Source organism: Corynebacterium sp. Marseille-P4611 (assembly GCF_916618765.1).
GTDB lineage: Bacteria > Actinomycetota > Actinomycetes > Mycobacteriales > Mycobacteriaceae > Corynebacterium > Corynebacterium marquesiae.
In genome coordinates this window covers 727,064-753,402 of the sequence record NZ_CAKAKD010000001.1, presented here as the reverse complement: position 1 = coordinate 753,402, position 26,339 = coordinate 727,064, and the positions used below count along the sequence as shown (strand labels likewise).

The 26,339-nt window shown below is 56.6% G+C and carries 20 protein-coding genes, 1 tRNA gene and 2 pseudogenes; 4 read left to right on the top strand and 19 right to left on the bottom strand.

The window, feature by feature from the left end:
- Positions 1-3: 3 nt before the first annotated feature.
- The 6 genes from LG376_RS03780 to LG376_RS03755 are packed head-to-tail and all read right to left on the bottom strand — an operon-like array spanning position 4 to position 6,907.
- On the bottom strand, positions 4-1,452 hold the full coding sequence (locus tag LG376_RS03780; RefSeq protein WP_225746193.1) for a serine/threonine-protein kinase: 1,449 nt from the start codon (positions 1,450-1,452) through the stop codon (positions 4-6).
- Positions 1,452-2,882: a penicillin-binding transpeptidase domain-containing protein gene (locus LG376_RS03775; RefSeq protein ID WP_225746192.1), complete on the bottom strand. Its 1,431-nt coding sequence runs from the start codon at positions 2,880-2,882 to the stop codon at positions 1,452-1,454. The genes LG376_RS03780 and LG376_RS03775 overlap by 1 nt, the downstream gene beginning before the upstream one ends.
- Entirely contained in the window at positions 2,879-4,231 is a 1,353-nt protein-coding gene (locus tag LG376_RS03770; RefSeq protein WP_225746191.1) for an FtsW/RodA/SpoVE family cell cycle protein, read from the bottom strand. The genes LG376_RS03775 and LG376_RS03770 overlap by 4 nt, the downstream gene beginning before the upstream one ends.
- 3 nt (positions 4,232-4,234) lie before the next feature.
- A complete protein-coding gene (locus LG376_RS03765) occupies positions 4,235-5,599 on the bottom strand; it encodes a PP2C family serine/threonine-protein phosphatase (RefSeq protein WP_225746190.1) in 1,365 nt (454 codons plus the stop codon).
- Positions 5,596-6,048 carry an FHA domain-containing protein gene (locus LG376_RS03760; protein ID WP_225746189.1) on the bottom strand — a complete coding sequence of 151 codons (453 nt, stop codon included), beginning with the start codon at positions 6,046-6,048 and terminating at the stop codon, positions 5,596-5,598. Before LG376_RS03760 ends, LG376_RS03765 begins: the two co-directional genes overlap by 4 nt.
- Before the next feature lie 25 nt (positions 6,049-6,073).
- Positions 6,074-6,907 carry a DUF3662 and FHA domain-containing protein gene (locus LG376_RS03755; RefSeq protein ID WP_005326268.1) on the bottom strand — a complete coding sequence of 278 codons (834 nt, stop codon included), beginning with the start codon at positions 6,905-6,907 and terminating at the stop codon, positions 6,074-6,076.
- A gap of 199 nt (positions 6,908-7,106) precedes the next feature.
- Between LG376_RS03755 and LG376_RS03750 the strand changes: the two genes are divergently transcribed.
- Positions 7,107-7,194, top strand: a tRNA-Leu gene (locus tag LG376_RS03750).
- Between the two features lie 50 nt (positions 7,195-7,244).
- On the opposite strand, the gene LG376_RS03745 is transcribed toward LG376_RS03750, so the two are convergent.
- The 11 genes and pseudogenes from LG376_RS03745 to LG376_RS03695 form a co-directional block, all read right to left on the bottom strand.
- Complete coding sequence (locus tag LG376_RS03745; protein ID WP_225746188.1) at positions 7,245-8,447, bottom strand: IS481 family transposase; 1,203 nt, start codon at positions 8,445-8,447, stop codon at positions 7,245-7,247.
- Positions 8,448-8,865: 418 nt separating this feature from the next.
- Positions 8,866-9,283 (bottom strand): annotated as a pseudogene (locus LG376_RS03740) (transposase family protein); the annotation flags it as partial.
- A gap of 164 nt (positions 9,284-9,447) precedes the next feature.
- Positions 9,448-10,302, bottom strand: coding sequence for a 23S rRNA (adenine(2058)-N(6))-methyltransferase Erm(X) (locus tag LG376_RS03735; protein WP_011117480.1), 855 nt, complete (start codon positions 10,300-10,302; stop codon positions 9,448-9,450).
- A gap of 99 nt (positions 10,303-10,401) precedes the next feature.
- Entirely contained in the window at positions 10,402-10,449 is a 48-nt protein-coding gene (locus LG376_RS12675; protein ID WP_225747356.1) for an erythromycin resistance leader peptide, read from the bottom strand.
- A 260-nt stretch (positions 10,450-10,709) separates the two neighbouring features.
- On the bottom strand, positions 10,710-10,889 hold the full coding sequence (locus LG376_RS03725) for a hypothetical protein (RefSeq protein WP_023016434.1): 180 nt from the start codon (positions 10,887-10,889) through the stop codon (positions 10,710-10,712).
- A gap of 112 nt (positions 10,890-11,001) precedes the next feature.
- Positions 11,002-11,574, bottom strand: a complete 573-nt coding sequence (locus LG376_RS03720; RefSeq protein WP_023016435.1) for a recombinase family protein — start codon at positions 11,572-11,574, stop codon at positions 11,002-11,004.
- Between the two features lie 2 nt (positions 11,575-11,576).
- The gene (locus tag LG376_RS03715; RefSeq protein WP_023016436.1) at positions 11,577-14,771 is read right to left on the bottom strand and encodes a type I restriction endonuclease subunit R; all 3,195 of its coding nucleotides are present in this window, start codon (positions 14,769-14,771) and stop codon (positions 11,577-11,579) included.
- 9 nt (positions 14,772-14,780) lie between these two features.
- Positions 14,781-15,938, bottom strand: a complete 1,158-nt coding sequence (locus LG376_RS03710) for a restriction endonuclease subunit S (protein ID WP_133065271.1) — start codon at positions 15,936-15,938, stop codon at positions 14,781-14,783.
- The gene (locus LG376_RS03705) at positions 15,931-18,528 is read right to left on the bottom strand and encodes a type I restriction-modification system subunit M (protein WP_023016438.1); all 2,598 of its coding nucleotides are present in this window, start codon (positions 18,526-18,528) and stop codon (positions 15,931-15,933) included. The genes LG376_RS03710 and LG376_RS03705 overlap by 8 nt, the downstream gene beginning before the upstream one ends.
- 594 nt (positions 18,529-19,122) lie before the next feature.
- On the bottom strand, positions 19,123-20,217 hold the full coding sequence (locus tag LG376_RS03700) for a hypothetical protein (RefSeq protein WP_196972326.1): 1,095 nt from the start codon (positions 20,215-20,217) through the stop codon (positions 19,123-19,125).
- A gap of 135 nt (positions 20,218-20,352) precedes the next feature.
- Positions 20,353-20,685, bottom strand: a pseudogene (locus tag LG376_RS03695) (transposase); the annotation flags it as partial.
- Positions 20,686-21,802: 1,117 nt separating this feature from the next.
- Here LG376_RS03695 and LG376_RS03690 point away from each other — a divergent pair.
- From LG376_RS03690 to LG376_RS03680, 3 genes are all read left to right on the top strand, one after another.
- Positions 21,803-22,537 (top strand): hypothetical protein, encoded by a 735-nt coding sequence (locus tag LG376_RS03690; protein WP_225746187.1) that lies wholly within the window; start codon positions 21,803-21,805, stop codon positions 22,535-22,537.
- A gap of 29 nt (positions 22,538-22,566) precedes the next feature.
- Positions 22,567-24,297 (top strand): hypothetical protein, encoded by a 1,731-nt coding sequence (locus tag LG376_RS03685; protein WP_225746186.1) that lies wholly within the window; start codon positions 22,567-22,569, stop codon positions 24,295-24,297.
- 470 nt (positions 24,298-24,767) lie between these two features.
- On the top strand, positions 24,768-25,526 hold the full coding sequence (locus LG376_RS03680) for an SDR family NAD(P)-dependent oxidoreductase (protein ID WP_225746185.1): 759 nt from the start codon (positions 24,768-24,770) through the stop codon (positions 25,524-25,526).
- Between the two features lie 18 nt (positions 25,527-25,544).
- Here the strand turns inward: LG376_RS03680 and LG376_RS12670 are convergent, their stop codons facing one another.
- Both LG376_RS12670 and LG376_RS03670 read right to left on the bottom strand, forming a co-directional pair.
- Complete coding sequence (locus LG376_RS12670; RefSeq protein ID WP_204610597.1) at positions 25,545-25,832, bottom strand: helix-turn-helix domain-containing protein; 288 nt, start codon at positions 25,830-25,832, stop codon at positions 25,545-25,547.
- Positions 25,833-26,031: 199 nt separating this feature from the next.
- Entirely contained in the window at positions 26,032-26,217 is a 186-nt protein-coding gene (locus LG376_RS03670) for a helix-turn-helix transcriptional regulator (RefSeq protein WP_150850804.1), read from the bottom strand.
- Positions 26,218-26,339 lie beyond the last annotated feature (122 nt).

Genomic DNA, 26,339 nt, shown 5'->3' with positions numbered 1-26,339 from the left:
CGCTTAGTCACCCTCCTGTGTAAGCAGATCGGCCAAGTCTCCGGGGAGCTCATTAGCCTGCGAGTTTACTGGAGTATCCAGCTCAGGTGTAGTTTCAACGTGCGTATCCTGCGGATTCTGTTGCGTCGGCACGGCCGGGGGCTGTTCCTGGTGGGTAGGCGAGTGGCGCGTGGGTACCTCGCGGTGAGTAGTGGTACGCGGGGCTTCTTCCTGATCGGATTCCTGCGGCTCGGTCTCTGTCACCGTCACTGGTGCGGGGGCCTCTTCCGTATCTTCGTCTGGGGTGTCCTGCGGGGTGGTGGTGGGATCGCGGTACTCCGTAACCACCGAGGTCTCCGGGGTGCTGGAGGGGTCGCTTTCTCCCTCGTTATCGCTCAAGTTGTGGTAGGCAGCGTAACCACCACCGGCCACGGCTGCGAGGAGCAGGGTGATACCCAGGCCCTTCAGGAAGGAGGAGCCACCCTTGGACTTTTTTGTGGGAGCGGTTCCTGCAGCCGGATGGATGGTGGTGGGTTGGGCAACGTTTCCCAGCATCTCCGTCGATGCTGACGGTGAGGGCTCGGGTGCGCGTTGCGTTAGCGGTGCGGACTTAGGCTGCGGCGGGCGCTTGCCCAAGCGAACTGCGGAGATGGCCAGGGTGAACTCATTGCCGTCGGCATAGCGGGTGGCCGGATCCTTGCGCAACGCAATGCGGATGAGCTCGCGAGCCGGGGCGCTGATATTCGTCGATAGTGGCTCTGGCTCCTGGTTGATGTGCGCCAAAGCGATGGACACGGAGGAATCTCCGGTAAAGGGACGCTTGCCTGCCAGCATTTCATAGCCGACAACGCCGAGCGAATAGACATCGGAAGCCGGCGTGACGTCCTTGCCCTGTGCTTGCTCAGGCGATACATATTGCGCGGTACCCACCACCATGCCGGTGCGGGTCAGCGGCACGGCCGCGGCCGCCTTGGCAATGCCAAAGTCCGTGATCTTGACCTGTCCATTTTGCGTAATGAGGAGGTTGCCGGGCTTAATATCGCGGTGGACCAGCTCCATGCGGTGAATGATGGAGAGGCCATGCGCCGCCTGCTCGAGGACGTCGAGAGCGAGCTCTTCTTGCAGCGTATTTTCGCGCGCCAAAAGGTCTGCGAGGGATTCACCGCGCACATACTCCAAGGCCATGAAGCAGAACTTGCGGCCGTTATCCTCTAGCTCGCGGTAGTCATAAGTGGCCACCACGTTCTCGGACTGAATGGATTCGGCCGATTTTGCCTCGTTGCGAAAGCGCGAGAGGAACTCCTGGTTATCGGAAAATTCCGGGCGCAGAACCTTGAGCGCTACCTCACGATCATTGCGGGTATCATCGGCCAACCACACGGTGGACATTCCGCCGTGACCGATGATCCACTGCAGCTCGTAATCGCTGCCAATCAGTGCCTGGAGATGTTCCTTATTCTCGGCGCTATTCATTACTGCTCCCCCTGGTATGCGCGCAGGATAGCGCGGCCAATTGGGCCGGAAACCTTGCCGCCCGTCGCGGACTCACCCAAGTTACCACCATTTTTCACCACGACGCCTACCGCGATATCGCGTTCCGGATCGAAGGCAACGTACCACACATGCGGGGCCAGCCCCTCGCCGTGCTCGGCGGTGCCGGTCTTGGAGGCAAAGCCGTTACCGTCATAGCCCCAGGACGAACGCTCGGAGGCATACATCAAGTCAGTAAGCGTCGCCGCAGTTTCCTCATTAACCGCCTGGTCCGCCTTCTTCGGCTTGGTGGTGCGGACGTCCTTCATCTGGGCGTCGGTAATGCGATTGACCAGGTAGGGCTGCATGCGGGTGCCCTTATTGGCGACGGTGCCCGCCATGACGGCTGCCTGCAGCGCGGTCATGGTGACGTCGCGCTGGCCAATGACGGACTGCGCCGTGGCCGACCCATCCGGCAAATCACCCAAGGTGCCGGCGGAGGTAGACACGCCGAGGTCGTAATTCTCGCCCACGCCAAAGGCCTTGGCGTACTTGCGCAGCTCATCAGCGCCGAGCTGCTCCGACATTTCTACAAAGGCGGTATTGCACGACAGCGCAAAGGCGGTCTGCAGGGTCACCGCATCCTGACCATTGCACTTTTGGTTGTCGTAGTTAGTCAGCTCCGTCACCGTATCCGGCAAGGTAATGACATTGGAACCGGTCAGGGTGGAGGAAGGATCAAAGCCATTGTTAAGGCCCGCCGCGGTGGTGATGATCTTGAAAATGGAGCCAGGAGGCAAGGTCTCTGCACCGGCGTGGTTGACCAGCGGCTGCCCCTCCTGCTCCTGCAGGTTGGCCCAGGTCTCCTCGGCAGAATCACCCATTAGATCATTGGGGTTGTAGCCGGGGTTGGAGGCCATAGCTAGAATCTTGCCGGTGGAGGGCTGAATGGCAACCGCCGAGCCCTCGTAACCTGAGCCCACAAGCTGATCGTAAGCCGCCTGCTGGAGTGCAGGATCGATGGTGACCTCTACATTTGCACCCTGCTTCGGCTTATCGGCTAGAGCATCGAGCCAGTTTTGCTTCATTAAAGAATCATCAGTGCCATTGAGGATGTCATTTTGGGAGGACTCTAGTTCCGAGGCCCCAAATTGGCTCGACAAGTAGCCGGTCAGGTGGCCAAAGGCCGGTGAATCAATGGGGTAGGAGCGCGAGTAGGTCCCGTCTGGGTTCTGCGTCGACTGTGCCAATACGGTATTACCCGCAAAGATTTGGCCGCGCGGGGTGGTCTGCATTTCCATGAAGCCGCGCATATTCCGCGGATTATGGGCATATTTATCTTCAGAAAAAGCCTGAATCACCGTCAAGTTGACCAGCAAGATGGCCGTCAAAATGATGGCGAACAGTGACACTAGGCGGATGGATCGATTCATCGGTGAGCCTCCTGGACCGACGGGAACATGGAGGTATCGCTCGGAGCATTGCCCGAGGTCTCCTGCATGGGGCGACGAGCCGCGTTAGAGATCCGCAGCAGAATCGCCAACAACACGTAGTTAGCCATGAGAGAGGAACCACCGGCAGACATGAATGGCGTGGTCAGGCCGGTCATCGGCAGCAGGGCAGAAATGCCACCGGTGACCACGAAAACCTGCACGGCCAAGGTAAGAGAAAGACCGGATGCCACCAGTTTGCCGTAGGTATCGCGGGTGCGCAGCGCGGTGCCGAAACCGCGGGTGGTCAGCATACCGAAAAGCACCAGCACGGCGGCGAGGCCGATGAGGCCGAACTCCTCACCAATAGCGGCAAGGATGAAATCCGAGTGAGCCACCGGAACCAGCTCTGGGTGTCCTTGGCCCAAGCCGCTGCCTGAGATGCCACCAGAGGACATGCCAAACAGCGACTGGGAGAGCTGGAAGCCCGTGCCATCATAATTGCCCAGCGGGTCTAGGAAGTTAGAAAAACGCTGCTGGATCTTGGAAGAAATCTGGTAGATGCCAAAACCGCCGACGCCGACAAGAACAACGCCGATGAGCAGCCAGCTCACGCGGCCGGTGGCCATGAATAGCATGCCAAGAACGGTGCTAAATAGCAGCAGTGCCGGACCGAAGTCATTGGAAATGCCCATGATGACGATCGCGATGGCCCACACGATCAGGATGGGTGCGAGGTCGCGAAGGCGCGGCAGGGAGATGCCGAATACGCGGTAGCCCGCGACAGTAAACAGGGAGCGCTTTTGCGTCAGTAGCATGGCAAAGAACAAGATCAACAAGATCTTGGAGAACTCACCCGGCTGGATGGAAAAGGGGCCCAAGTTTATCCAGATGCGTGCCCCCACGTCCTCAGGCTGCGGCCATACCAGTGGCAGGGCCAGTAGGACAAGGCCTGTGGCGCCCAAGATATAGGAATAGCGCGTCAGCGAGCGGTGATCCTTCAAAATGGCTAAGACCAGCACAAAGAGCACGAGTCCGACGATGGTCCACATGACCTGACGCACCGCAAGCCCGCTTTCTTTAACCAGATCCAGGCGGGCCAACATGATGAGCCCGATACCATTGAGGATCGCCACAATCGGCAGCATGATCTGATCGGCATAAGGCGCTAAAAAGCACATCACCAAGTGGGCAACGGTGAAGACGCCGATGAATCCGCCGATGAGATAAACCAGGTCCATCGTCAGCGCATTGTCTTGGGATAGCTCCAGGCTGATCAAAGTGATAGCGAAGACAATGGCGGCTAGGATGAGCAGGCCGAGTTCGGTGCCTCGGCTAAAAAACTTTTTCACAACCTACACCTCCCGGCAGGTAACGCCAGGCTTGTTTTTCTTGGCATCCTTTTTATCTTTTTGGCTCGGTGCAGTGATACATGGCTTGAGCGCTTTATCGCCCAAATCATTGATCTGTTGCTGCACCTCACCTAGATCACCAGTGGAGAGATGGTCGACGGCGCTGCGTTCAGATTCCGGCAGGTCCGTGACCTTCAGCGGCGTGAAGTCGCTCTCGCACGGCTGGCTGGAAAATAGCAGCGAGTTGCTGTCATTAATGCACACGTTTTGGTGCGTGGAGTGTAGTTCCTTGCCAAAGACGGAGTAGTCAGCACCCTGTTGGATGGTGATTTCCTGTGCCTCGTTGGTGGCCACGTAGTAGTTATTGGACAAGAAGTTCTTCGCCCACAGTCCGGCACCGATGACCAACGCGAGGACGATGAGCAAGGCAAGGAGGACCTTCCAGCCGATCTTTCGGCCGGAAGTTTCCTCCTCCGCTTCGTCATCAGCTGGCTCGGGGCGCTCCTCCTCACCATCGGCCATGACGGCCGGTGGAATTACTTGAGGCTTGCGGGAGAGCTGTGCCGCCCGCGAGGCGGAAGAATCCGGATGGGTTGGTTCTTCCGTAGGACCCGCGAGGGCGCCTACGCGGAATGGTTCATGCTCCTGGGGGCTTTCCTCGGTTACTTCACCGATAACCACGGTGACATTATCCGGACCTCCGGAGCGGATGGCCAGGTCTACCAGCGCGGATCCCGCCTGTTCGATGCTGCCTTGACCCAGCGCGGTTTCAATGGTGGACGCGGTCACGGGGTCCGAAAGGCCATCGGAACACAGCAAGATGCGGTCGCCCGGCTTGGCGTCGAGAGTAAACAGCGTTGCTTCAACCGGACGGCCCGTATAGGCCTTTAGGATGAGGGACTTTTGTGGGTGCGACGAGACGTCGCCCGGGTCCAGCTCGCCCTTGTCCACCAAGGATTGCACATAGGTATCGTCCTTGGTGATCTGCTTGAGCTTGCCGTCGCGCAACAGGTAGCCGCGGGAATCACCCACGTGGCAGACGCCGAAATCCGTGCCGTTGAAGAGCATGGTGGACAGCGTCGTACCCATACCTTCGGTTTCTGGGTGGGCCTTGACGTGATCACTAATGGCCTCATTGGCTTGTTCGGCGGCCGCCTCTAGTAGCGCCGCAGTGTCTTCCTGGCCCGGATCCTGGTCCAAAATTTCTAGGTGGTTAACCATCAGCTCGGAGGCCACCTCGCCCGCCGCGTGGCCACCCATACCATCGGCCAAGATCAAAAGGTGAGGACCGGCGTAACCTGAGTCCTCGTTATTATCGCGAATGAGGCCGCGATCGGACTTAGCAAAGAAGTTCAGCTTCAGTGTCATGCGTTCAACCTCACGGTAGTGCGCCCCAGCTTAATTTCGGAGTCCGCGCCGACTACCTCGGGTTGGTCGATGCGCACGCCATTGACAAAGGTGCCATTGCGAGATTCCAAATCTTCCACGACCCACTCGCTACCGCGGCGGAATAACCGGGCATGGTGGCCGGAAGAATAATCGTCGCCCGTGACAAAGTCGCAGTCAGAGGCGCGACCCAGCGTGCAGTCTTCCAAAGTGCCCAATTCCATATGGGATCCCTGCAAGGGGCCCTCAACGATGGACAGCTGCTTAATCGCTTCCCGACGCCGCGGTGCCCCCACCTTCTTCGACTGCTGGCGGATAGCGCCGGCGGACTTATTGGTATCGCGACGCATGGCTTTTAAGGCCACCAGGATAAAAATCCACAGCAGAGCCAACAAGCCGATGCGAAGCGCCAGCATGATGACTGCATCCATGGCGACCTCCCTTCCTTAACTGAACTTAGTAGCTGTGCGAATCAAGGCCAGTGATCCGGACCTCGATGTGGGAATGGCCCATGGTGATTACATCGCCATCGGCAAGCAGCCAATTATCAATCGGCGTCTCATTCACCGTGGTGCCGTTGGTGGACTGCAAATCCACCAGCACCGCATCCTGGCCGTTCCAGGTGATTTCCGCGTGCTGGCGGGATACGCCAGTATCCGGCAGGCGCAGGTCGGCGTCGTTGCTGCGGCCGATAATATTGGAGCCTTCTTGCACGTGATAAACGCGTGAAGAGCCATCCTGCAGCATCAGGTTGACTGCGGGGCCCTGTGGCTGCGGGGCGGGTTGACTATCTGGAGCAATGAAAGCGGTAGTTACCGCGTCATCAGCCGTATTCTCGTGCTGCTCGGTCATCTGGTCCTCCTGACCATCAAAGTCGTGGAAAATAGCCTCAAATCCGGTCTCTTCCGTGGGCTCGTGATCAATAAACGAGGACACGCGAAGCTGACCCGTGCGCAAACCAGATTCTTCTGCCACTCGCACGATCACGGGGCCCGCGAGGGACCATCCGCTATTGCGAATGAAGCGCGACAACTGGTCTGCACAATCGGCCGGCAAATTGCGATCCTGCGACAAGTTCTCCAAATCCTTGGAGGAGACACCCACAGTCATTACGTTCGGACTATAAAGGTTGTCATCGTCGCCGCGCGCGAGATTGTCCTGAGCCTCTTGCTTCAAAAGCTCATCAATTTCCGCGGGAACGACCTTGCCGCCGAAGACAAGAGCCATGCCGTTATCAAGGCCGCGTTGCATGGCGGAGTCCAGCTTCGCCAGCTTTTCTAAAAACGCCACGAGCCATTCTCCTTTCCACCATGCAGCGATCAGTAGCGATCAGTATAGTTTGTTCACTCCCTCGAAACGTAGATGGCGACGGGAAAGTTCCCAGAAATTTCGCTACCCCCTCCTCGAAATAATCCACTTTTCCTGCAGATTTGTAGTTCAGTGCGATCTTCGTGGTATCTTTATCAAGTCGCTAAGACAACCACACCCTGCCCGGGTGGCGGAATTGGCAGACGCGCTGGCTTCAGGTGCCAGTGTTCGATAAGAACGTGCGGGTTCAAGTCCCGCCCCGGGCACCATGTGAAGTCTCGAGACATCGTTCCGGTCGGTGTCTCGAGATTTTTCGTTTTTAGTTGCCCCGTTGGGGGCTGAGTTCGTTGTCTTTCTTGTTGTAGTAGATCTTTTCTTCGGTGAGTGTGTAGGCAGCGATTTGTGCCCCGGTGGCAGTTGTTTTGATATCGACGTGGTTGTCGATGCAGATCATGGTGATTGGTTCGCCGCCCCATCTGCGTCCGATGTAGAGGCGGCGTAGTTTGCCACCCCATCGCAGGGTTGTCTTGCCGTTGGTGCCTACTTTGTCGGTGCGTAGGCGGTAGTCGTGGTCTGGTTTGATGTCTGCTGGGAGAGCTTTGGGCAGTGCTGTGTAGGCTTCTGCGGGGGTGGTTCTGTTTAGGGCTCTATGGGGACGTTTGTGGTTGTAGTATTCGATAATTTCTTTTAGCTGCGCGTTGAGTTCATCGAGGCTTTGAGCTGGTGTTTTGTTTGCTAGGGCAAGTTTGAGGGTGTAGTGGAAGCGTTCAACTTTTCCTTGTGTCTGGGGGTGGTAGGGTTTGCCGTTTTTCTGCTTGATTCCTAGGTCTATGAGCAGTTGCTCGAATCCGTTTCGGGCGGGGTTTGTCCGGTCTGTGCTGGTTGTGAATGCTCGGCCGTTGTCGGTGAGGGTGGACTGGGGGTAGCCGTGTGTCTGGCCTGCATTAATGAAGCTTTCCATGACGTTTGCCACGGTAGCGTTGTTGTAGGCGCAGCAGGAGATGATGAACCGGGAATGGTCGTCCAAGATGGTGAGGATAGCTACTCGCTTGTGGCCTGCGATGGTCCAGTCACTGTAGTCCATTTGCCATGTTTCGTTGGGCTGATCTGCTTGAAATCGTATCCATGAGCTGCGGGGACGCTTTTGTGGTTGGGCGATGACGTGGCCATTATTTGCTAGCACTCGGTGGATTGTAGATGGTGCTGGTGGTGGGTCGATTCCCTCTTGTTGTAGGTGCCATCGAATGGTGTGGGCACCGGCATCGGTACCGCGTTTTGTTAGGTCTTGGCGCAGTTGAAGGATGCGGTCGACAGTGCTGGGGTTGAGTGCTCGGGGGTTAGTGCGGGGGCGTTTAGAGCGTGGTTCTAGTGCCTTGATTCCGCCTTCTCGGTAGCGGGCTTGAAGTGTTCGGATCCATCGTGTGCTGACGCCGAAATGGTCAGAGGCTTCGGCTTGAGTCATGCCGGTAGCAAGCATGGTTTCGATGATGATTTTTGGGCTTGGTTTTGATTTCTGCTCCATTTTTAAAGCATGGAGGATCGATGTCTCGAGACATCGCTTTTTACCGTTTCTGGGCAGTTTTAGCTTCAGGCACTTCTACCGGAACGATGTGGTGAGACATTGGTGCTGGTTAGACCGGAACGATCTTATGAGACATGCGGAACGATGTCTCCGAACCAGACACCGCCCCGGGCACCATGAGCAGTTGAACAAACTGCACCACCGGAAGTAACAAACTCGAAAGGGTATGTTACCTCCGGTTTCTTTCATTTTTCAATCTTTGAGGTGCGAAGATTGCACGCGTGGGGATTGAGGGTGTGAAACCCACTGTCGTGGGTTTGATGAGGTAGTCGATGTTGCGGAAGCTTTGGCATCGGCGTGCGTTGTGCTCCGTACGTTGTTTCAAAAACGGGTTTCATCAAACGGAACAAAACCTGGGACACTTCATATCCCACCCCAGGCCTAATGACTTGGGTGCAGCGGCAACGCTCATCCGATTTAGGCAGAGTCGTTGCAGGATCTAGTGGGTCACCTGGTCCGTGGTCTTTGAATTGTCGGGCGCGCAGGCAAGGCCAGCACGGAAGATCTTCTGCAAGCAACGCTTGTTGGTGCACCGGTAGCGTGGAAGGCGCACATGAAGTTGTTGGGTGGCCGACGATGGGCAGATCGACCAGGCTGCGGATGACGTGGTCGCGGAATACTCCAGGCTGCCCGCAGGTAGGGCATTCATTGATCGGCTCGACGGGTTCGGCTTCAATAACAGTGACGTCACCGTTTTCTGTGGCACCGGTGATAGTAGTTCCTAGTTTTGCGGTGCGGCAGATGGTATCGACGATGACATTTCCGTTAGGCTGCACAGTAGGTCCTTAGTTTTGTACGGATGGATTAGATACCTTTTTCCTACAAAGCCAAGGACCCCAATATCTTGTGCCACGCCCGAACCCCCGGCGAACTAATCAATGCACTCTAAAACCGGAAGAGCCCTTTTAGTACTACTGGTGGATTTCGGTTTTGGTGGGGATTAACGCCGCCGGCTTCGGTTTTTCCGTTGAGGAGGTCGTTGACTACTTCCCGATGGTGAAATGGGTCGATGGTGAGGTAGAGAGGAACCAGTCACCTGGAAGAGATCGATCCAGTCGTTGGTGTGCAATCTGGGAGGTAGGGTCGCGGGGTCGATTCCTCGCGAGCGCAACCATGATTGTGTTTCTGAACGTGATGAAAACAACCCTGCCCTTCGGAGAATTTCCCCTATCCCGCGTCCCCGGGCAGTGAAAACGGTGTGCACCATCGCCTGAAAGGCTTTGCGCTGCTCTATCGGAATCTTCGGGTCACCCACCCGGCGGATCACTAAGATCCCCCCGTCAACGTTTGGCTGTGGCCGGAAAGCAGACCTTGGTACCCGAGAACCCAGGTGAAATGTGAACCATGGGGACCACTGAGCCGTCATCATCGTGCTTGCGCCTACCCCGGCCCGGCGGCGAGCGACTTCCCACTGCATGAGGAGTACAGCGTCAGTCCATGCTGGCGCATGCAGCAACTTTCGAAGAATGGCAGTGGTGAGGTGAAAGGGAATGTTTCCCACAATGACGCAGGGAGTGGCGGGTAACCGGAAGTTAAGGAAATCATCATGGACCACTTCGACCGCCGCCGAGGAGGTTTCTTGTGTGATTTTGGCAGCTAGTTTTGCGTCCACTTCAACTGCCGTTATCGCCCTCCCCAAGTGGGCCATCGGGTGAGTGAGGGCACCGCTTCCTGGTCCGATCTCAATGATGGGGCCGGAGGTTTGTTTCACAAGGTCGATGATGGAGTTGATGATCTTGTGGTTGGTGAGAAAATTTTGGCCATGCTCGTGACGGCCGTGTCCGTATGCAGACATCAGGTGTGCTCCTTGGATTTGAAAGGGAGCCGGGCATGACAAATAGCCGCCCGGCTAAAGGACCGGAGCGGTTTTTAACCTACGGGGTAGGAAACCGCCTTAGCGGTTGGTGCGCAACCGCAAGAAAACGGTACCTGAAATCAACATGGGTCTAATTATATCCATTTAAATTCGCGGGTGATATGAAGGGCCCAGGTTTTGTTCCGTTTGAGTAGATGTGAAAATCTTCGAACATGCCGAAGAAGTTTGATCAGGAGGCGAAGGACCGTGTGGTCCGCCTCGTGGAAGCTCGCATTCTGGCGGAGAATATTTCGATGCAGAAAGCCTGCAAGATCGTGGCACCAAAGCTGGGCTTTCGTGGCACACAGCGAGGCAATGGACGCAGGCCGCTCGACGTGAAGGACGCGTTAGTGAACGGTTGTCTGAGGGAACCAGGGGGAGTCGCCTGCGGAGCGCACGACGCGGTTTTCGACGAGGTCTGCGACGTGGTGGAGGAATTGGGTGACGGATTCGGTGGTGAAGTGCGCCAGCGTGATGTTGTTGACTTCCATGCCAAGGCGAACGGCTGACAGCGGCTTGGTGGCCATGTTTTCACTCCTAGAGGTGGTGTTCGGGTCGTTTCTGCCCAACACCTTACGGGCCGGGTGTGCACTTTCTGACCGTGTTTCCACCTGGGGGTTTCGTTTCGCGCAGACTCGTTTACTTAGTATCGTCCACCTCACGGATAGCCCTGTAGATGGTTTGCCGGGAGACGTTGAAGGACCTGGCGACTGACTTCACTGACTGGCCGTTCTCGACCAATAGCGCAGCCTGTTGCTTCTGCTCTTTACTGAGCTTCGGCTTCGGGCCCGCAACTCGTCCCTGTGCTCGGGCATGGGCGACGCCCTCGCGAGTGCGCTGAATAAGGAGGTCACGCTCCCACTCAGCTAGAGAAGCCATGATGTTGACCACGACCTTATCTGCAGGACGGGATGTGTCCAGAGCAGGATCAAGGACCCGGACATTGATGTCCCGGTCAGCTAGGTCGGAGATGGTAGTGACGGTTTCGACCATGTTGCGGCCCAGCCGGTCTAGCCGGGTCACGACCAAGGTATCGGCCGGCCTCATGTAGGCGAGGGCATCATCGAGGCCGGGGCGAGACCACTTGGCACCACTAATGGTGTCGCTGTAGATATGCTTAGGGTCGCAACCAGCGTCGATGAGGGCCTTGCTTTGCGTGTCCAGCGACTGCCCCTGTCGCGAGGTCGAGACGCGCGCATATCCAATCAACATACCTACTCACCTGTCAGTTCTTCCTCGGTCACGCTGAGGTCAGCAGGCAACGCGCCGTCGATGACGTAGGTGCGTAGCAGCTTGTCCAGCAGAGCACGGACCTTGAACTTCGACACCCTTGCTCCGGTGTCTTCCGTGAAGTACGCCGCCGCCAGGTCAAGGTCAATTGATGCCTTTAAGTCATCGAAACGCCCATACTCGTTGATGGTTGCCGCCGTGACCCGGGCGTCGAGTATCCGTCGCAGCTGCGCCATGTCCAGCCCTAGACATTCATGCAGTCGTACCAGCTGTCGGTCGCGCTCGGTGATGCGGTACTCGTTGATGTAGTCGTGCACTGTCTTGCCTGGTTGCAGGGTCACGTCACCTGCTTGGAGGTCGTGCAGCCAACGGTTAGCGTAGCGCTGGTCATCCTGACTCAGGCGGGCGAAGCTGGCATGCAGCTGTTCCAGCAGGTCATCGAGCACATCCTGCGGCACGCCGTCCTGGAGGGCCTTGAGGTACTTCTTGAACTTGCTGTTGAGGTACTCGGCATCAATGCGGTCGGTGTCGATGTGCTTGATGTGCACGTCAATGTCGAAGGGTGCATCCTCAGGCGACTGCTCTGAGTCGTCGCCTGCCTTGCCGAGCTCCTTGTAACGGGTCACCAGCGTGGTGTAGGTGTCCTCGGTAAGTTCCACCACGATAGGCTCCGTCAGGGCATCGAAGTAGTAGGTGTCCTTGTCCGAGGTGAATCCCTGCACCTGCGCGGCCTGAAGTTCCCGGTACATGCGGTTGAAGGTCTTGGCGAACTCGCCTTGGTCTGCCTCAAGGTCGGGTAGCTGCGAGAAGTCCGGCTGGCCGGTCTTCGGGTCGGTAAACAGCGCCTCGATGGTAGCGAAGCACTCGTTGATGGATGTGAGGTGGTCATCGAGGTGGTCCACGAACAGGCCGAGGGGTCGGTCGCCGGAGTAGAGCTTTACCGCCCGGTCGATGTTGTCCCGCATAGTGTGCGGCCTGCGGTAGTAACGGATGGACCCGAAGGGCTTTTCCGGGCCGAAGATGCGGTTGGTGCGCGAAAAAGCCTGGATGATGGACTCGTACTCGATCACCTTATCCAGATAGAGGGTGTTGAGCCACTTGGAGTCGAAGCCGGTGAGCATCTGGTCCACCACGATGAGCAGGTCGATGTGTTGGCTGCGGTCGTCGAGGAAGGCCTTGGTGTTGTAAGGCTTCTTGTGGGCTAGGCGCTTGGAGACGTCCTTTTTGAACTCATCATGGGTCGGCATGGTGAAGTGCTGGCCGTAGGTGTTGTTGTAGTCGCGGAGAATCTCCAGCAGGCCGTCTTCCTTGAGCAGTTGATTGTCCCCGGTGTTGTCGATGTTGGGGTCAAACAGTGCTGTGACCTTGATGTGAGGGTACTGCTTCTTGAAGATGCGGTAGTACTCCACGGCCTCGGGAATGCTGGAAGTCGCTAGGATGGCATGGAACATGCTGTTGCGGCTGAGCTGCATCCAATGCTCGTTGATGTCGCTGGCGACAGCCTCGCGGTGGTTTGCCTTCTCATACTGGGTCGTTGGCAGGTAGTCCTCGATGCCCTTGGTCACACGCTTATAGGTGCTGTTGCCCTTATCGTCTTTTTCCAGCTCATAGATAGAGGCCATAGGGATCTGCTTCTTGTCCATGAACTTGCTGTAGACTGCCGCCTTCTGCGGGTCTGTCAGCGCTTCCTCTACGGTCTTGGCCTTGGCCGCCTGGAGGGCGACCACGGTGCGCACGTCATGCGTCCTGAAAGTCTCCACCATTTCAGGGTCGAAGCTCAACACGTTTTTATCGCGGATGCCGTCGGCAATTGAGTAGCGGTGTAGCTCATTGCCGAACAGTGTGGCCGTGGTGGAATGCTTCTTCTGGTTTTCGTCATGGATGGGCGTGCCGGTAAAGCCGAAGAACAGCGCGTTCGGCAGGGTGTGCTTGACGGAGGCGAGCATGTCACCGAAGGTGGTGCGGTGCGCCTCATCGACGATGAAGACCACGCGCTTGGAACGGATGAGGTCCAGGTCAGCTGTCTTCATCGTCTCAGGATTGACGCGGCTCATCTTGTGCAGTGAGGTCACGATGAGAGTGGAGCGCTTGTCCTTGAGCAGCGTTGCCAGGTTGGCAGCACTGGAGGTGTCCTCCACCGCGATGCTGTCGCCACCGTAGCTGACGTAGTTCTCCAGCGACTGCGTGCCCAGCTCAACACGGTCAAGCAGGAACACCACCTTGTCGGCGTTGTGGGAGTCAGCGATGAGCTGAGCGGTCTTGAAGCTGGTAATCGTCTTGCCGGAGCCGGTGGTGTGCCAGATGTAGCCGCCCAACTGGTCGCCACTGTCCCAGTCGTGACGGTCCACACGGTCAGCGATACGCGAGGCCGCATAGTACTGGTAGGAACGCATCGCCAGCAAGTTGCCAGAGGCACGGTCTGCGACGGTGTAGAAGCCGATGAGCTGGTGCGCCATCGGAATGGACAGCAGCGCACGTGCCACGTCGTCCCATTGGTTGATCGGCTCGTTGTTGAAGTCTGCCCAGTGGAAGAAGTAGTCCGGGTTGAATTTGCCTGCCCCCGGGTTGGCGAAGTAAATCGTCTCTTCTGGGGTCATGGCGACGAAGATTTGCACCAGGGAGAAGATTCCCTGGTAGACGCCCTCATGGGCGTATTTGGTTATCTGGTTCGCACCTTGGGAGACCGGCGCACCGGAGCGCTTCAGCTCGATGTGGAAGACCGGCATACCGTTGATGAGCAGCATCAAGTCGCCACGTCGGGTGGGCAGCAGCTCATTGGCGGTCTGGAAGCGCGGCTGGACGGCAATCTGGTAGCGCGACTGGCCACCGGCAATCTCTAGGCGGTCGTAGATTTTCAGGCTGATCTCAGAGCCGAAGTTTGCCGCCTGCGGTGCATCTCGGGTAATGGTCACGGTGCGACCGTTGATGAACTCGTTGAGCGCCAGCGGGGTGCGCAGGTTGTTGACCTGCTCGATGATTTGCGCCATCTCGCCTTCGGTGAGCGGCACGTCGCCTAGCAGGTCACGGCCCCGGTTGTTGGCGTAAAGAATGTCCGCCCAGTTGTCGATGAGCTGCTGCTCTGTCGGGAAACGCAGCAGTTCCTTGCTCCAGCCGTGGCGGGTGAGCAGGTCGATGAGCGCAGCCTCGAATTCAGCCTCAGAACGAAATGGTGTGGTCATAACTGCTCCTTAGATGAACATCCGTTGCAGCAGCGCCGCCTTGGCCTGCTTAAGGGACTCGATGTACTTGGCCTCGGTAGCAATGAGCGTGTCCAGCCGTGTAAACACCGCACCGATGGCCTGCTGTTCTTCGAGGGTTGGTGGGAACAAAAAATGCATCTTCGCAAACATCCCGCCCGTAATTTGGTTGATGGTGGCACCCATTGATTTCGCAACTTGAGACTCGAAGAGTTCAGTATCGAATAGGGCGCTCATGAAATGAGGCTGTTTGCTTCGAATACCAGTCATGAATGCACCGATGACCGTCGGCGGAAGTTCCCCCCTCACCAACGCATGCTTTCCGATAAGAGCGCGGGAGCCGTTTCGGACGACCATAATAATGTCGTTTGGCTTGACATTTTGTACGTTCACGACGCCGGAGCGGACATACACACAATCATCAAAGGCAAGCGTAGCGTCTTTCACATTGCTTGACCGAAGTACCAGAGTGCCCCCATTCTTCACAACATCGCCTGGTGAATAGGTCAGCCCACTGAAATATTCAACGTGATCATTCAACGAGCTTTCTTTCCACTCACCGTCGAAGCCATCCAGCCGCAGCTCCGGCACCGTCTGGCCCTCCTGCGGGAACATCCGCTGCATGAGCGCAGTCTTGGCCTGCTGCAGAGCTTGGTGCTTCTTGGTGTGCTGGTTGATGGCATCGTCGAGGTTGGTGAAGATAGCGCCGATGGCCTGCTGTTCTTCGAGAGTGTGCGGAATGGAGATATCTGCGCTGTTGATGGTCTGGCTAGTCAGACTAGGTAACCCGGTTGCAGTATTCTTCGCCATCCAATCGACTTGCAATACTGATGCGTAGAAGAACGCTAGGTCAGTCTCTTGGTTCGGAACAACGTAGAACAACGTGTCAACAGTCCAGAAGGGAGCTTTCAGGATGTATGGCTTGCTGATGGTGCCCTTTCGACCGATGCCTACGGCGTCCTCATCGTGAGAAAGAGCTTGGTCCACTGACACCATGTAGCCACCGGTCCCGTAGACGGGAATACAACCTTCCCCCAGATGCTTGTAGTCACGACCGTTGTGGAGAGCTGAGACTGCACCAATACTGGTCGTCTTCCACGCACCGTCGAACCCCTCCAGGCGCAGTGCGGGCACGTTGCGGCTACGCATCGCGACCACCGCCCAGCAGCTCCTGGAGTGCAGCCAGGGCCTGCATGTCGGCGGCGTTGCCGGTAAGCCCGCTCAGTAGGCCTGCCAGCTCTTGCTCCGTCTCGCGAACCTGCACGTCGAGGTCGGTCAGCGCGACGGCGTACTTGTCGTGCAGCGCCTGTACGCGGGCTGAAAGACCAGCGAGCACATGACCAGGGATTTCGCGCAGGTCACCCATAAGTGCAGTAATCCACTTGGCGGTGAGCACCTCATCCACCTGCACGTCGGTAAGCGCTTCGATGGTCGCGTGGGTGTCTTTCTCCAGCTGCTCTTGCGCAGTCTTGAGGTTCTTCTTGAGTTGGTCCCGCTGGGCGATGAGCGCCTTGGCGCTGAGCATGGCAGCCTCGGTGCTGCCCTCCGGCCAGGTCTCGCCCTTGGCCAGCTTCGGCAGGTCCTTGATGGCCTTGTTTAGCTCGGTCTTCTTGAAGGCATCCTGTTTGTCGTTAAGTACCTCGGCCAGATCGGTCTTGTCGTCTTCGCTTAAGTCCTCGACGAGCTGCGTCAGCTCAGATACAGCTGTGTCCACGTCGCGACTTAGCTGCGTTACCTGGTCCTTCTGCTGCGGCAGGTAGAAGGTCTGCACCAACTCGTTGGGAGCAACGCGCCCGTCCCATCCGACCTGGACATAGACCTTCTTCTTTTCTTTGGTCTTCCACTCCATCACGGGGTCATTGACCCGCACGGCATCGAGGCCTTCGGTCTGGATGATCTCCAGGTCACCGGCGGTTTTGACCCAGCTGTCATGTAGTACCTGGTAGCCCTCGTAGGCATCGACCAATGGCACGCGATCGAGGCGGTCGAACAGGTTGGCCTTGAGCTGGTCCTCGGTGGTAGTAATAGGCACGGTAGCTGCGCCATCCACCAGCAGCGCGTGCAGTTTCTCCGGCAGGTCGGATAGTACAGCGCCAACCTGGTCACGAAGTGCCTGGGCTGCAGGGTGCTGGTCGATCGTCTCGCGTAGGTTGGTCGTTTTCAGCTCCGCGTAGCCTTCTGTCTTCTCGGTGAACAGTGCCTCCCGCAGCCCCGGCAGGGCGGTCCAGTAGTGCTCCAGGGTGTCAATTTCGCTGGTGGGAATGCCGCCGTGCATAGTGGCGTACAGGTCTACAGACTCAGGCGGCAGGGTGGCAGAGACGTAGCGTGGGATGTTCAGGTTGTGGTCGTTGGCGCGAATCTCGTCGCGGGTCACTACCCTAGCGAAGTGCGGCACGTCCACGCGGTTGTGAACGGCATCGACGATGCGTTGGATGTCACGGGCGCGCAGGTGGTTGTACTTGCCCTGCTTGATGAAGCCCTGGGAGGCATCGATGAACAGCACGTCATCGCGGTCACGTTCTTGCTTGAGCACCATGATGACGGTCGCGATACCGGTGCCGTAGAAGATGTTGGAAGGCAGGCCGATAATGGCATCGATGTGGTTGGCTTCGATGAGATTGCGACGGATGTCGGCCTCCGAGCCACCACGGAACAGTACGCCGTGCGGCAGGACGACGGTGAGGATGCCATCAGGCTTAACGTGGAACAGCTCATGCAACATGAAGGCGTAGTCGGCCTTGGTCTTGGGCGCTAGACCAAACCGTGCGAAGCGCGGGTCAGCCTCGTTGCCTTCGGGTTCCCACTTTTGGGAGTAGGGCGGGTTGGAGACTACTGCGTCCACATAGAGCGGCTTGTAGGTCTGCACCGGGTCGGCCTCGTCGAACATCGGCCAGTCATGGGCCAAGCTGTCACCGTTGCGGGCGACGATGTTGTCCGCCTTCACGCCGCGCATGACCAGGTTCATACGAGTGAGGTTGTAGGTGTTCTCGCGCAGCTCCTGGGCGAAGTACTTAATACGGTCTGGGTCACCCATGCGCTTGGCGACGGCATGGCCGATGTTAAGCAGCAGGGAGCCAGAGCCGGAGGTCGGGTCGTAAATCTGAATCTCGTCGCGGCCCTTGAGGTGGTCAGCGACGATGTTGCTCATGATGAGAGAGACCTCATGCGGGGTGTAGAACTCGCCTGCCTTTTTGCCCGCGTTGGCCGCGAACTTCTCGATGAGGTACTCGTAGATGTAGCCCAGCACGTCATAGCCCTGCTTGCCATCAGTGGGGATGTCATCGATAAGGTCCAGTAGCTTCTTGATGGCAGAGGTACGGGCAGCGTCGGTTGTACCCAACTTCGACAGGCTGGTGTCCAGGGTGTTAAGGATGCCGTCGAAGACGTGCTTGCGCTCCGGGGCGATGTTGCGCTTGAAGGTAGCCAGACCCTCACGCACGTGAGCGATGGAGAAGTCGTTATCCAAGTCTCGCCACGTCGAGTACAGGTTCTCGTAGGTGAGGAAGTAGCCCAAGTTGTTACGCACCAGGGCCACGGTGTCAGTGTCGGTCTCAACAAGCGTATCTGGCAGGTCTTCCGGTTCAGCGTCGTTATTGAGCATGAACTGCTCTACTTGGTCGGACAAGAACTTATAGAAGATGAAGCCGAGGATGTAGTCCTTGTACTCATTGGCCTCAATCTTGGAGCGCATATTGTTGGCCGACTCCCAGATGAGGGAGGCAAGTTCTTGTTTGTTCACGGGGTAACTTTCTTCACTAAGGCATTAACTACATGGCTCGATTGTGTACACTGAGTGCTTCGGCAGGTCTTTTGGCTCTGAAATTACAGCCACGGGATGTCCGAAATAGTGTGCCATTATTGTGACTGTTTCACAATTAGCGAATTGACGATTGCGGACAGCGGGGGTTAGTTTTTCCAGACGATTTTGACTCGCGTGGGGTCGAATCGTTTGTTTCCGGCCGTTCCGGGAAGGATGTGGATCTCCATCATCAGCTGCGCAAGCCGTCACTTATCCTCCACCGAGGCTTTATTCCACCACTGGCGGAAGTCCACATCCTCGTTGGGTAACGAGCACATCGCCTACTGCTGGCGGGAGATTAAAAAGGCGCAGTCAGCGGGCATGGAGGTGCGGGTCCATTGGGTTCGCAGCCACAGCGACCATGTTCTCAACGCGTTTGCGGACCACGCGGCGGTTAATGCTCGACGCTGCAAGCAGTGGGGGATACGAAAAAGCGTCTAAGCAAGTTCCGGTGGCGGATTCAAAAGGACCTGCGCGCGGCGCCCGAAGACATGGACGTGTGAAGTTTTGGTATGCCCTGACTGCCAAAGTGCTTTAAGAACGCCACTTATCAGCTGGACGATCTAGGAGTTGCGTGGCTTTTAGTCGTTTCACTCGGTCTGGGTTGATAGCGAGAAAATTTCCGGCCATCTTGAGATTTGGGCTGTATCCCTTGAATGAAAGTTTGCTCGAGGACTCCAGCTCTGGCCACATTCCGGCGGATTGAACGATAAGTTCGGGGTTCGCGCGTCGTTTACTCCAAAGCTCATTGGCATAGCGGAGAACTGAATGACAATACTGTGCGGTAGATTCAGTCAATCCGCTCAGGATCGTGTGAGCTGGTTGCATAAGGAGGAGGTCTTGGATTCCTTTTCGGGCAGTTCGGTACATCGATTCGCTTTCTGCCCACCCTGGTTGTAGATAAAAGGGTCGAATGACTGATTCACCCGGATTTTGATGGGGACCTTTCGTATGAGCGGTCCAGTTGACGAATGGGGCGCGGTGAACAATTGTGCTGCGATATTGCCTAAGCCAGGGGAGCCAATCTTCTGGACCATGCCTTTGCCAGTCTAGGAATAGTCCTAAGAGGTTGTTTTGTTCTTGTCTCCCGGCAGTTCCGACGTCGGCAAAAATTCCTGGGCGAAGTGTGTTGCCGGATTTCCCGTTTTTGTGAGCTTTGGCTGCGATATCTAAGATTCTGCCGCAGTCGGTATGGAGGAGTTTTTCTTTGAACCCGCCGACTGCGACTGTGACTGCTGCGAGCCGGTCTAGTGCTTGTGCGAGTGAGATGAGTGAATGGTCTTTAAATACGTGGAGCAGCTCGTTGTTTGGTGAATGAAAGACCGTGCTCAACTCTGGCGGAATTGGATCCCTCGCGCTACGGTCAGAGTTCTGGACATGGGCAATTTTCATATTCTGAGAGAGTTCGAGTTCTCTGAATTTTTCATTGCACAATGCGCTGGTGGACAGTGCTGTTTCGACACCGCTGATTGATGATAGGAGATACTCGCCGATTAGCGCGGAGTGCTTCCAATTGATTTGATCGGTCATCCATCCGATACCTGCCTTGTCCTCGTCGAGGTCGTTGAGGACGCTGTTGTACAACACTTGAGAGGCTCTTTTGGCGGCTTCGATGTGTGGTTTAGTCATGTTTCTATCAAACATCATTAGTTGAAGACGCGTCGCAGAAACGATGTCCTGCATAGACCTTAGGTCAAGTCCTGGGAAGTGGTGTATCTGGCTTTCGAGTATGTGGTTAGTTTCGGGGGCGGGGTTGGGTAAGCATTAGGCGGCGATCTCCTTGTCGTCGGTGGGAGTGTCGTCGACGAGGTTGGCAGCGATGATCTTCTTGGTCTGGGTCAGGCTTGTTAGCGATATGTAGCGTTTTTGCTGGATCCACTCATCGTGTTGTTTCGCAAGGACGGCCCCGACCGGCCGGATGACGGCTTCACGGTGTGGGAAGATCCCGACGACGTCGGTGCGACGTCGGATTTCTCGGTTGAGCCGTTCGGTGGGGTTATTGGACCAGGTCTTGGTCCATACCGGTTTCGGTGCGGTAGTAAAAGCTAACAGCTCATCGAGTGATTCCTCTAGGTAGTCGGCCACGTGAGGAAGCTTCTGCCCACAGAACTCTACATGCGGTATGGCAAACCTGCCTCAAGATGACGCGGGTGAAGTTGATCGGTGGTGGAAACTCAGACAAATGCGCAGGTAATTGAATGATTTGTTTTGTACCGGTTGGAGCCGGTAATCTATAAAAGCCCATGACGGGCCACGCTTTGACGTGAAGGTACACAACCCACACAGGGTTACTGATTTGAAGTGACTTTAATGTCACTACTGACCAGATTTTTTCTGGCTGGCGCAGGCGTTTGTCTGTGTTCTCGTGGCACACCCGTGTCGCGAGTCGGTAGCTGTGTGAAGGAGGGTTGATGGAAATTCCGTCAGCGCATTTTGGCCGTAAGGCCCATCGGGTAGTGCCCGACGACGCGATTGTGCGCGTCGAATTACGCTTGCCTGCGCCATTCGTGGCGAAGCTTTCTACTGAGTCAGCGAAGCGCGGGTGCTCCATGTCGCATGTGATGACGCAGTGGCTTTCCGAAGCAGGTCGCTTCCGTGGTGATGATAGTCAGGGTGCAGGGGGTGCATCTGTGACCTAAGACTGCTTATCGGACAAATCCGAAAACAAATTCAGGGCCCGATCCTGCACGATCGCGCCCTGTGGTCGCCGACGTTCTACCAAAACGTTGAGCGAAAGAATCCAATCACTTCACTTGGAGTTACATGAATGGAGATGCGTCTATTTTGTCATGCCTAAAAATATTTAGCAATTGTGCCTGCCGATCCAACGTTTTAAGTATGTGGGCGGTGAGCGCGCGTGGGTAGATTTACGGCTCTTGCAGCAGCAACGCCCGTTCTCGAGAGGCCCACTTCCAGGGACTATGTGCCCGGGGAGGTGTCGACAGTCTCGGTGATTGGTCAGGCGTCGCCGTCGCGGGTGCGCAGGTTGACTCGGCGTACGCTGCCGGATGAGGATCGTTATTTGCGGCTACGGGAGGTGGGAATCCACCGCCCGGCGGGGCCTCTGCGGAGTGAGGCTATCGCCCGAGCAGCGCTTGTCCAAGCTCATACGCGTGTTCTTGATGAAATTGCTGATGCTAAGGCGGCGCGGGTTGTAGCGCGGTACCTGTACGATGAGGCACTCGTGTGTGGCGTTGTTGACGAGGAGCGGGCGTTGACGCGTCCCGCTGTCGATCGGTGGCTTTTCCGTGATGATATTTTTAGTCGCAGGTCGCAGCGCACTTATCGCACGATTCTCTATGCTGCAGGCCGGACGTTGTATCCTCACGAATTTCCTGAACCGCATCGTCAACGAGGACCGCGGCGCAAAGCCGTTCCGGCGGCGGAGCTTTCGCTGGAGGCTGAGCTGTACGCCGTCGCTGCGAACCTTCGACCAATGTTGCGGGCGCAGTTGCTGACGATTTTGGATCTCACCACTGGGGCAGGCCTGTCGTCCCAGGAGATCCGGCAGCTACGCGGCAGCGACGTTTCTCCACTAGAGCTGCCCGAGCACACGGCAGTCCAGATCGCGGTGCGAAAACGGGGTGTAGTCTCTCGCGTGGTGCCTGTCGTGTGTCCCGTTCGCGGTCACCGGCTTTTGACGCGGGCACGCGATGTCGGTAACGGATATGTTTTTCCTATTGTTGGCGATTCCATGCCTCGAAACGCCGTCTGCCACGTGTCGGAAGAGCTCGTTGAGCTGGGGTTTCCTGGATTTAATGCTGCTGCGCTGCGGAATCGTTGGGTGGTAAAACTGGCCTCTGACCCGGGGGTGCCGGCTGCGATGCTGATGAAAATGGCGGGCATTGCTGATCTGCGTGTTCTCCATGATCTGGAGGCGGACCTGCCGCGGTATACACCGGAAGACGAAGCAAAAGCTTTGCTGCGATCTGAGGGGGAGTACCTCTGATGACAGTAGTAATGCAAGAGCAGAGAGTGATGATTTCCCCCGATTATGTGGAAAGTTGCGCTGCGGTTATTGAAAAATCGGGTGCGCACCAAATGATCGACTTTTTTTTTCGCCAGGACCGTGGCGTGGGCGGACGGAAATCCTCCGGCCCGCGATATTCAATGTTGGGCGTGCTCACTGTGGGTTTGGCTTTGATTGGGATTCGTCGTGTGCCCTCGATGGCGGAGATCTGGCGCACCCTATGGACCCTAGAGCCTGCTCAGCAGGCCCGGCTCGACCTAGACCTTTCCTGCGGCGAGGGCACCTACAGGGCGTTTGCCATGTGGCTGACCCGGAGGCTTGAGCCGCTTGATTCACTGCCTGATGCTCCTGCGCGTCGTGTGAAAAATAGGGATCACCGTCGAATGCTGGCCGCACGCTCAATCGAGCAAGAACAGGCCTCCGAGGTTGCGTCCGAGAGGCTCCATCAAGTCGTCAACGCGCTGGTAGCAGGCTCAATCCATGAGCAAGCGCCCAAGGGATATCGCGGCGATATCGTCGCCGACGAGACCATCATCGACCTGGCAGGCCAGTCGACGGGACTAGGCAGTCGTGACACGAAACGCCGTGGCGCGGCCTACTCGGGTGGCTACTACATCAGGGATCGGGAGGATCATTCGTTGCATTCCGAGCTTGGCAATCGTCGCAGTACCAAAGGGGGCGTGGCCGTGGGTATTACTGCTGTATGTCGCGTCGGACCGCCACGAGCCGTGTACTCGGTCGCCCCGGTGATTACAGGAATTTCCATCGATAAGCCGAGCTCGGGCTCGGTGCAGGGATTGGCGCGAGCTATCCGATTTCATCAAGAAAACGGTTTTGACCAGCGCGTTCAACGTGGTCGTTTGCCGTTGTTGACCGTTGACATGGGCTATAACGCGAAAAGGTTTTTCAACGACGAATTGCTCGCTACAGGCTATGCGCCCGTGGTGCGCTATCCCAAAAATTGGCGAACAATTTTCGCATCTGACACCGCAGCTGGGGATGAACCTGCTAGTGGTCCTTTGCAAATCGCGGGCGAGTTTTATTGCCCTGCTGCACGCGACATTGCAGGCAACGGGAAGATCGTTCGCCGCACCATGGAACTGCTCGAGGAAGATGACGGTTTCGAGCGCCAGGATGCTCGGCTCGAAGCCCTTTTCCCGTTGATCATGGGGACGAATTCGAGGCCTTATCGTGCGCGTCAAGGTCGTGGTCGTCCTCGTAAGGATGAAGCCGATACCGAGCGGCCCGTGAAAATTGATTTGGTCTGCCCTGCAGTACAGGGGCGAGTGCGATGCCCACTCAAACCGGCTTCGATGACACTGGCATCCGAAGACGCCCCGGAGATTTCACCGAGCTGGTCTGCCGATCACTATAAGTGCTGCGCGCGGTCAAGTATCACACATACGTTCACCCCTGAGCAGTGGAAACGCGCTCAGTGGGGACTTGTCCCCGGCTCCTGGGAGCACGCCACTTATTATGAGGCGGCCCGCGCTATTACTGAGCAGCGTTTTTCGATCATGAAATCACCGCATGTCACCGGGATGGACTCTTTTAAGCGCGGTGTTCGGCGTGAGCCGATGCTCTACATCACGCTCGCCTTATGGGTGGCCTCGACGAACCTTGCGATCCAAGAGTCATTCGAGCGGAAAACCGCAGGTCAAGACTCCATGACACGACGACTCCGCATGGTGCGTGAAGACACCGGCCGTGCCCTTGCCAAAGTCCCGCCCCGGACTTAATTGCCTGGGATTTGTTGTAAAACGCATGTTTTAATGCTCACCTGGCCTTTTCTAGGTGGGCATTTTTCATGTCCCCTCTTTGTGCTAGGCACTCTCGCCGACTGGTGAGGTGGCGATTCTAGGGGCGTATTTGTGCCACTAAGGGCGAGGGTGTGGGCGCAATTAATTCCCGGGAGATTTCATATCCACAGCTCGGGAGGCGCTTTTTGAAAAGCTGTGTTGAGCTGCCATCGTGAACATCACACCATGAGCAGTTGAACAAACTGCGACACCGGAGGTAACAAACTCGAAAGGGTTCGTGACCTCCGGTTTCTTTCGTTTTCCGGTTTTTAAGGGCCGAGGATTGAACGTGCGGGGATTGAGGGCGCACATCCCGTTTGAGGGCAATGTTTGATGTGACGATGGGTTATGGGTTCGCGAGTTCGGAGGGATTTCGCTAGGAGCGGAATCCGTGGCTTTTTTATGTGGGGATGGGGATTATTGACGGCATGGAACAATCAACGAAGAAAGCCGCATTAGTTACTGGTGGGTCGCGTGGTATTGGACGTGCGGTAGTAGAAACCCTTGCACGGGGTGGGTACGACGTTGTACTGACGTGGAATAGTAACCGCACCGCTGCGGATGAGGCGGTCACTGATTTGTCGTCCCGGGGCTATCAGGTTCGTGCTGTACGTGCAGATCTAAGTGCCAGTGATTCTGTCGAAGAAACGGTTAAAGAGCTAGCGCAAGAAGGTCCTTTTAATGTCGTTGTCAACAACGCCAGTGCCGGAACTGAGATCGGGCCCATAGTTGATACTGAGTTAGACGAATGGAATAAGGCCATCACTATTAATGCGACGGCCCCTTTCCTGCTTATTAAGCATCTTGCTCCTTCGATGCCTCAGGGAAGTTCCATTATTAATATTTCGTCGTTGAATACTTTGTTGCCGCAACCTGGGATCGCTGAGTATTGCGCGGGGAAGTCTGCTTTGGAAGCACTGACGCAAGTAGCTGCTAAAGAACTTGCAGCTAAAGATATTACGGTCAACGCAATTCGGCCAGGAGTAACAGATACCGACGGCCAGCGAGAGGCCAATCCGGACCCGGAACTAAGGCAACAGCTCGCACAGATGACCCCTATGGGTAGGTTGGGCCGCCCGGAAGATATTGCAAAGGTAGCCGCTTTCCTTGCGGGGCCAGAGTCGCGCTGGGTTACTGGCCAAATGATTACGGCCTCAGGCGGACTGTAAATCGGTGCTTGGATGTGTTTAGGCTGCTAGGCACAGGCCCTGATTCGACGAGTGTGAGGCGCGGTCGAGTAAATCGTCGATGCTGAGGTTTAAGGATTGGTGGATGCTGCGAATGACTTCTGAGGATGCTTCTTTCCTGCCACGTTCAATATCTGATAGGTGGGATCGTGACAGGTTTGCTTCATCGGCTACGTCTTGGAGAGTCTTGGATTGTGCTATCCGCGTTTGGCGAAGTGCTTGTCCGATGCGTGTTCGAAGCAAGTCGGGTGTTGGGTCGGTTGATAAGGAAACGAGTGTCAGCGGCATACTCTTACCCTACGGTCAATGTGTAAATCGCGCATAGCGAATTTGTGAATTGAAGTGCCCCGGGTTTTGTTCCGTACCCTCAAATTGACGGCATAGATTCAATCTCCGATGCCCACTTTCAAGGGTTCAGCCCGGTAGCCTCAGCCTGTTGATAAGAGATGCCCTAGCCTTTACTTTATCGGGCGAATGCGCGTACGTCTTACCGCGGGCTGTGGCTAAAAAGCTCGTCCACTGTTGATTGAAGAACATTTGCCACCCTTTTTGCTACCGAAAGGCGCAGATCGGCTCCCTGCTCAGCGGCATAGATTGTTTGGCGTGATACTCCTGCGGATTCCGCAAGTTTCGATTGGGTTAGCCCTTTCCGAATTCGCGTGGTTCTTAGCATGTTGTTTGTTCTATCGGGCGTTTGCATCTTTGTCACTGAGATCAACGGCCTGAGCCACTGCAACACCGCCAAAAACCACCGCTAGCATTGCCAGGCCAGCGTATACATAGATATTGCCCCAA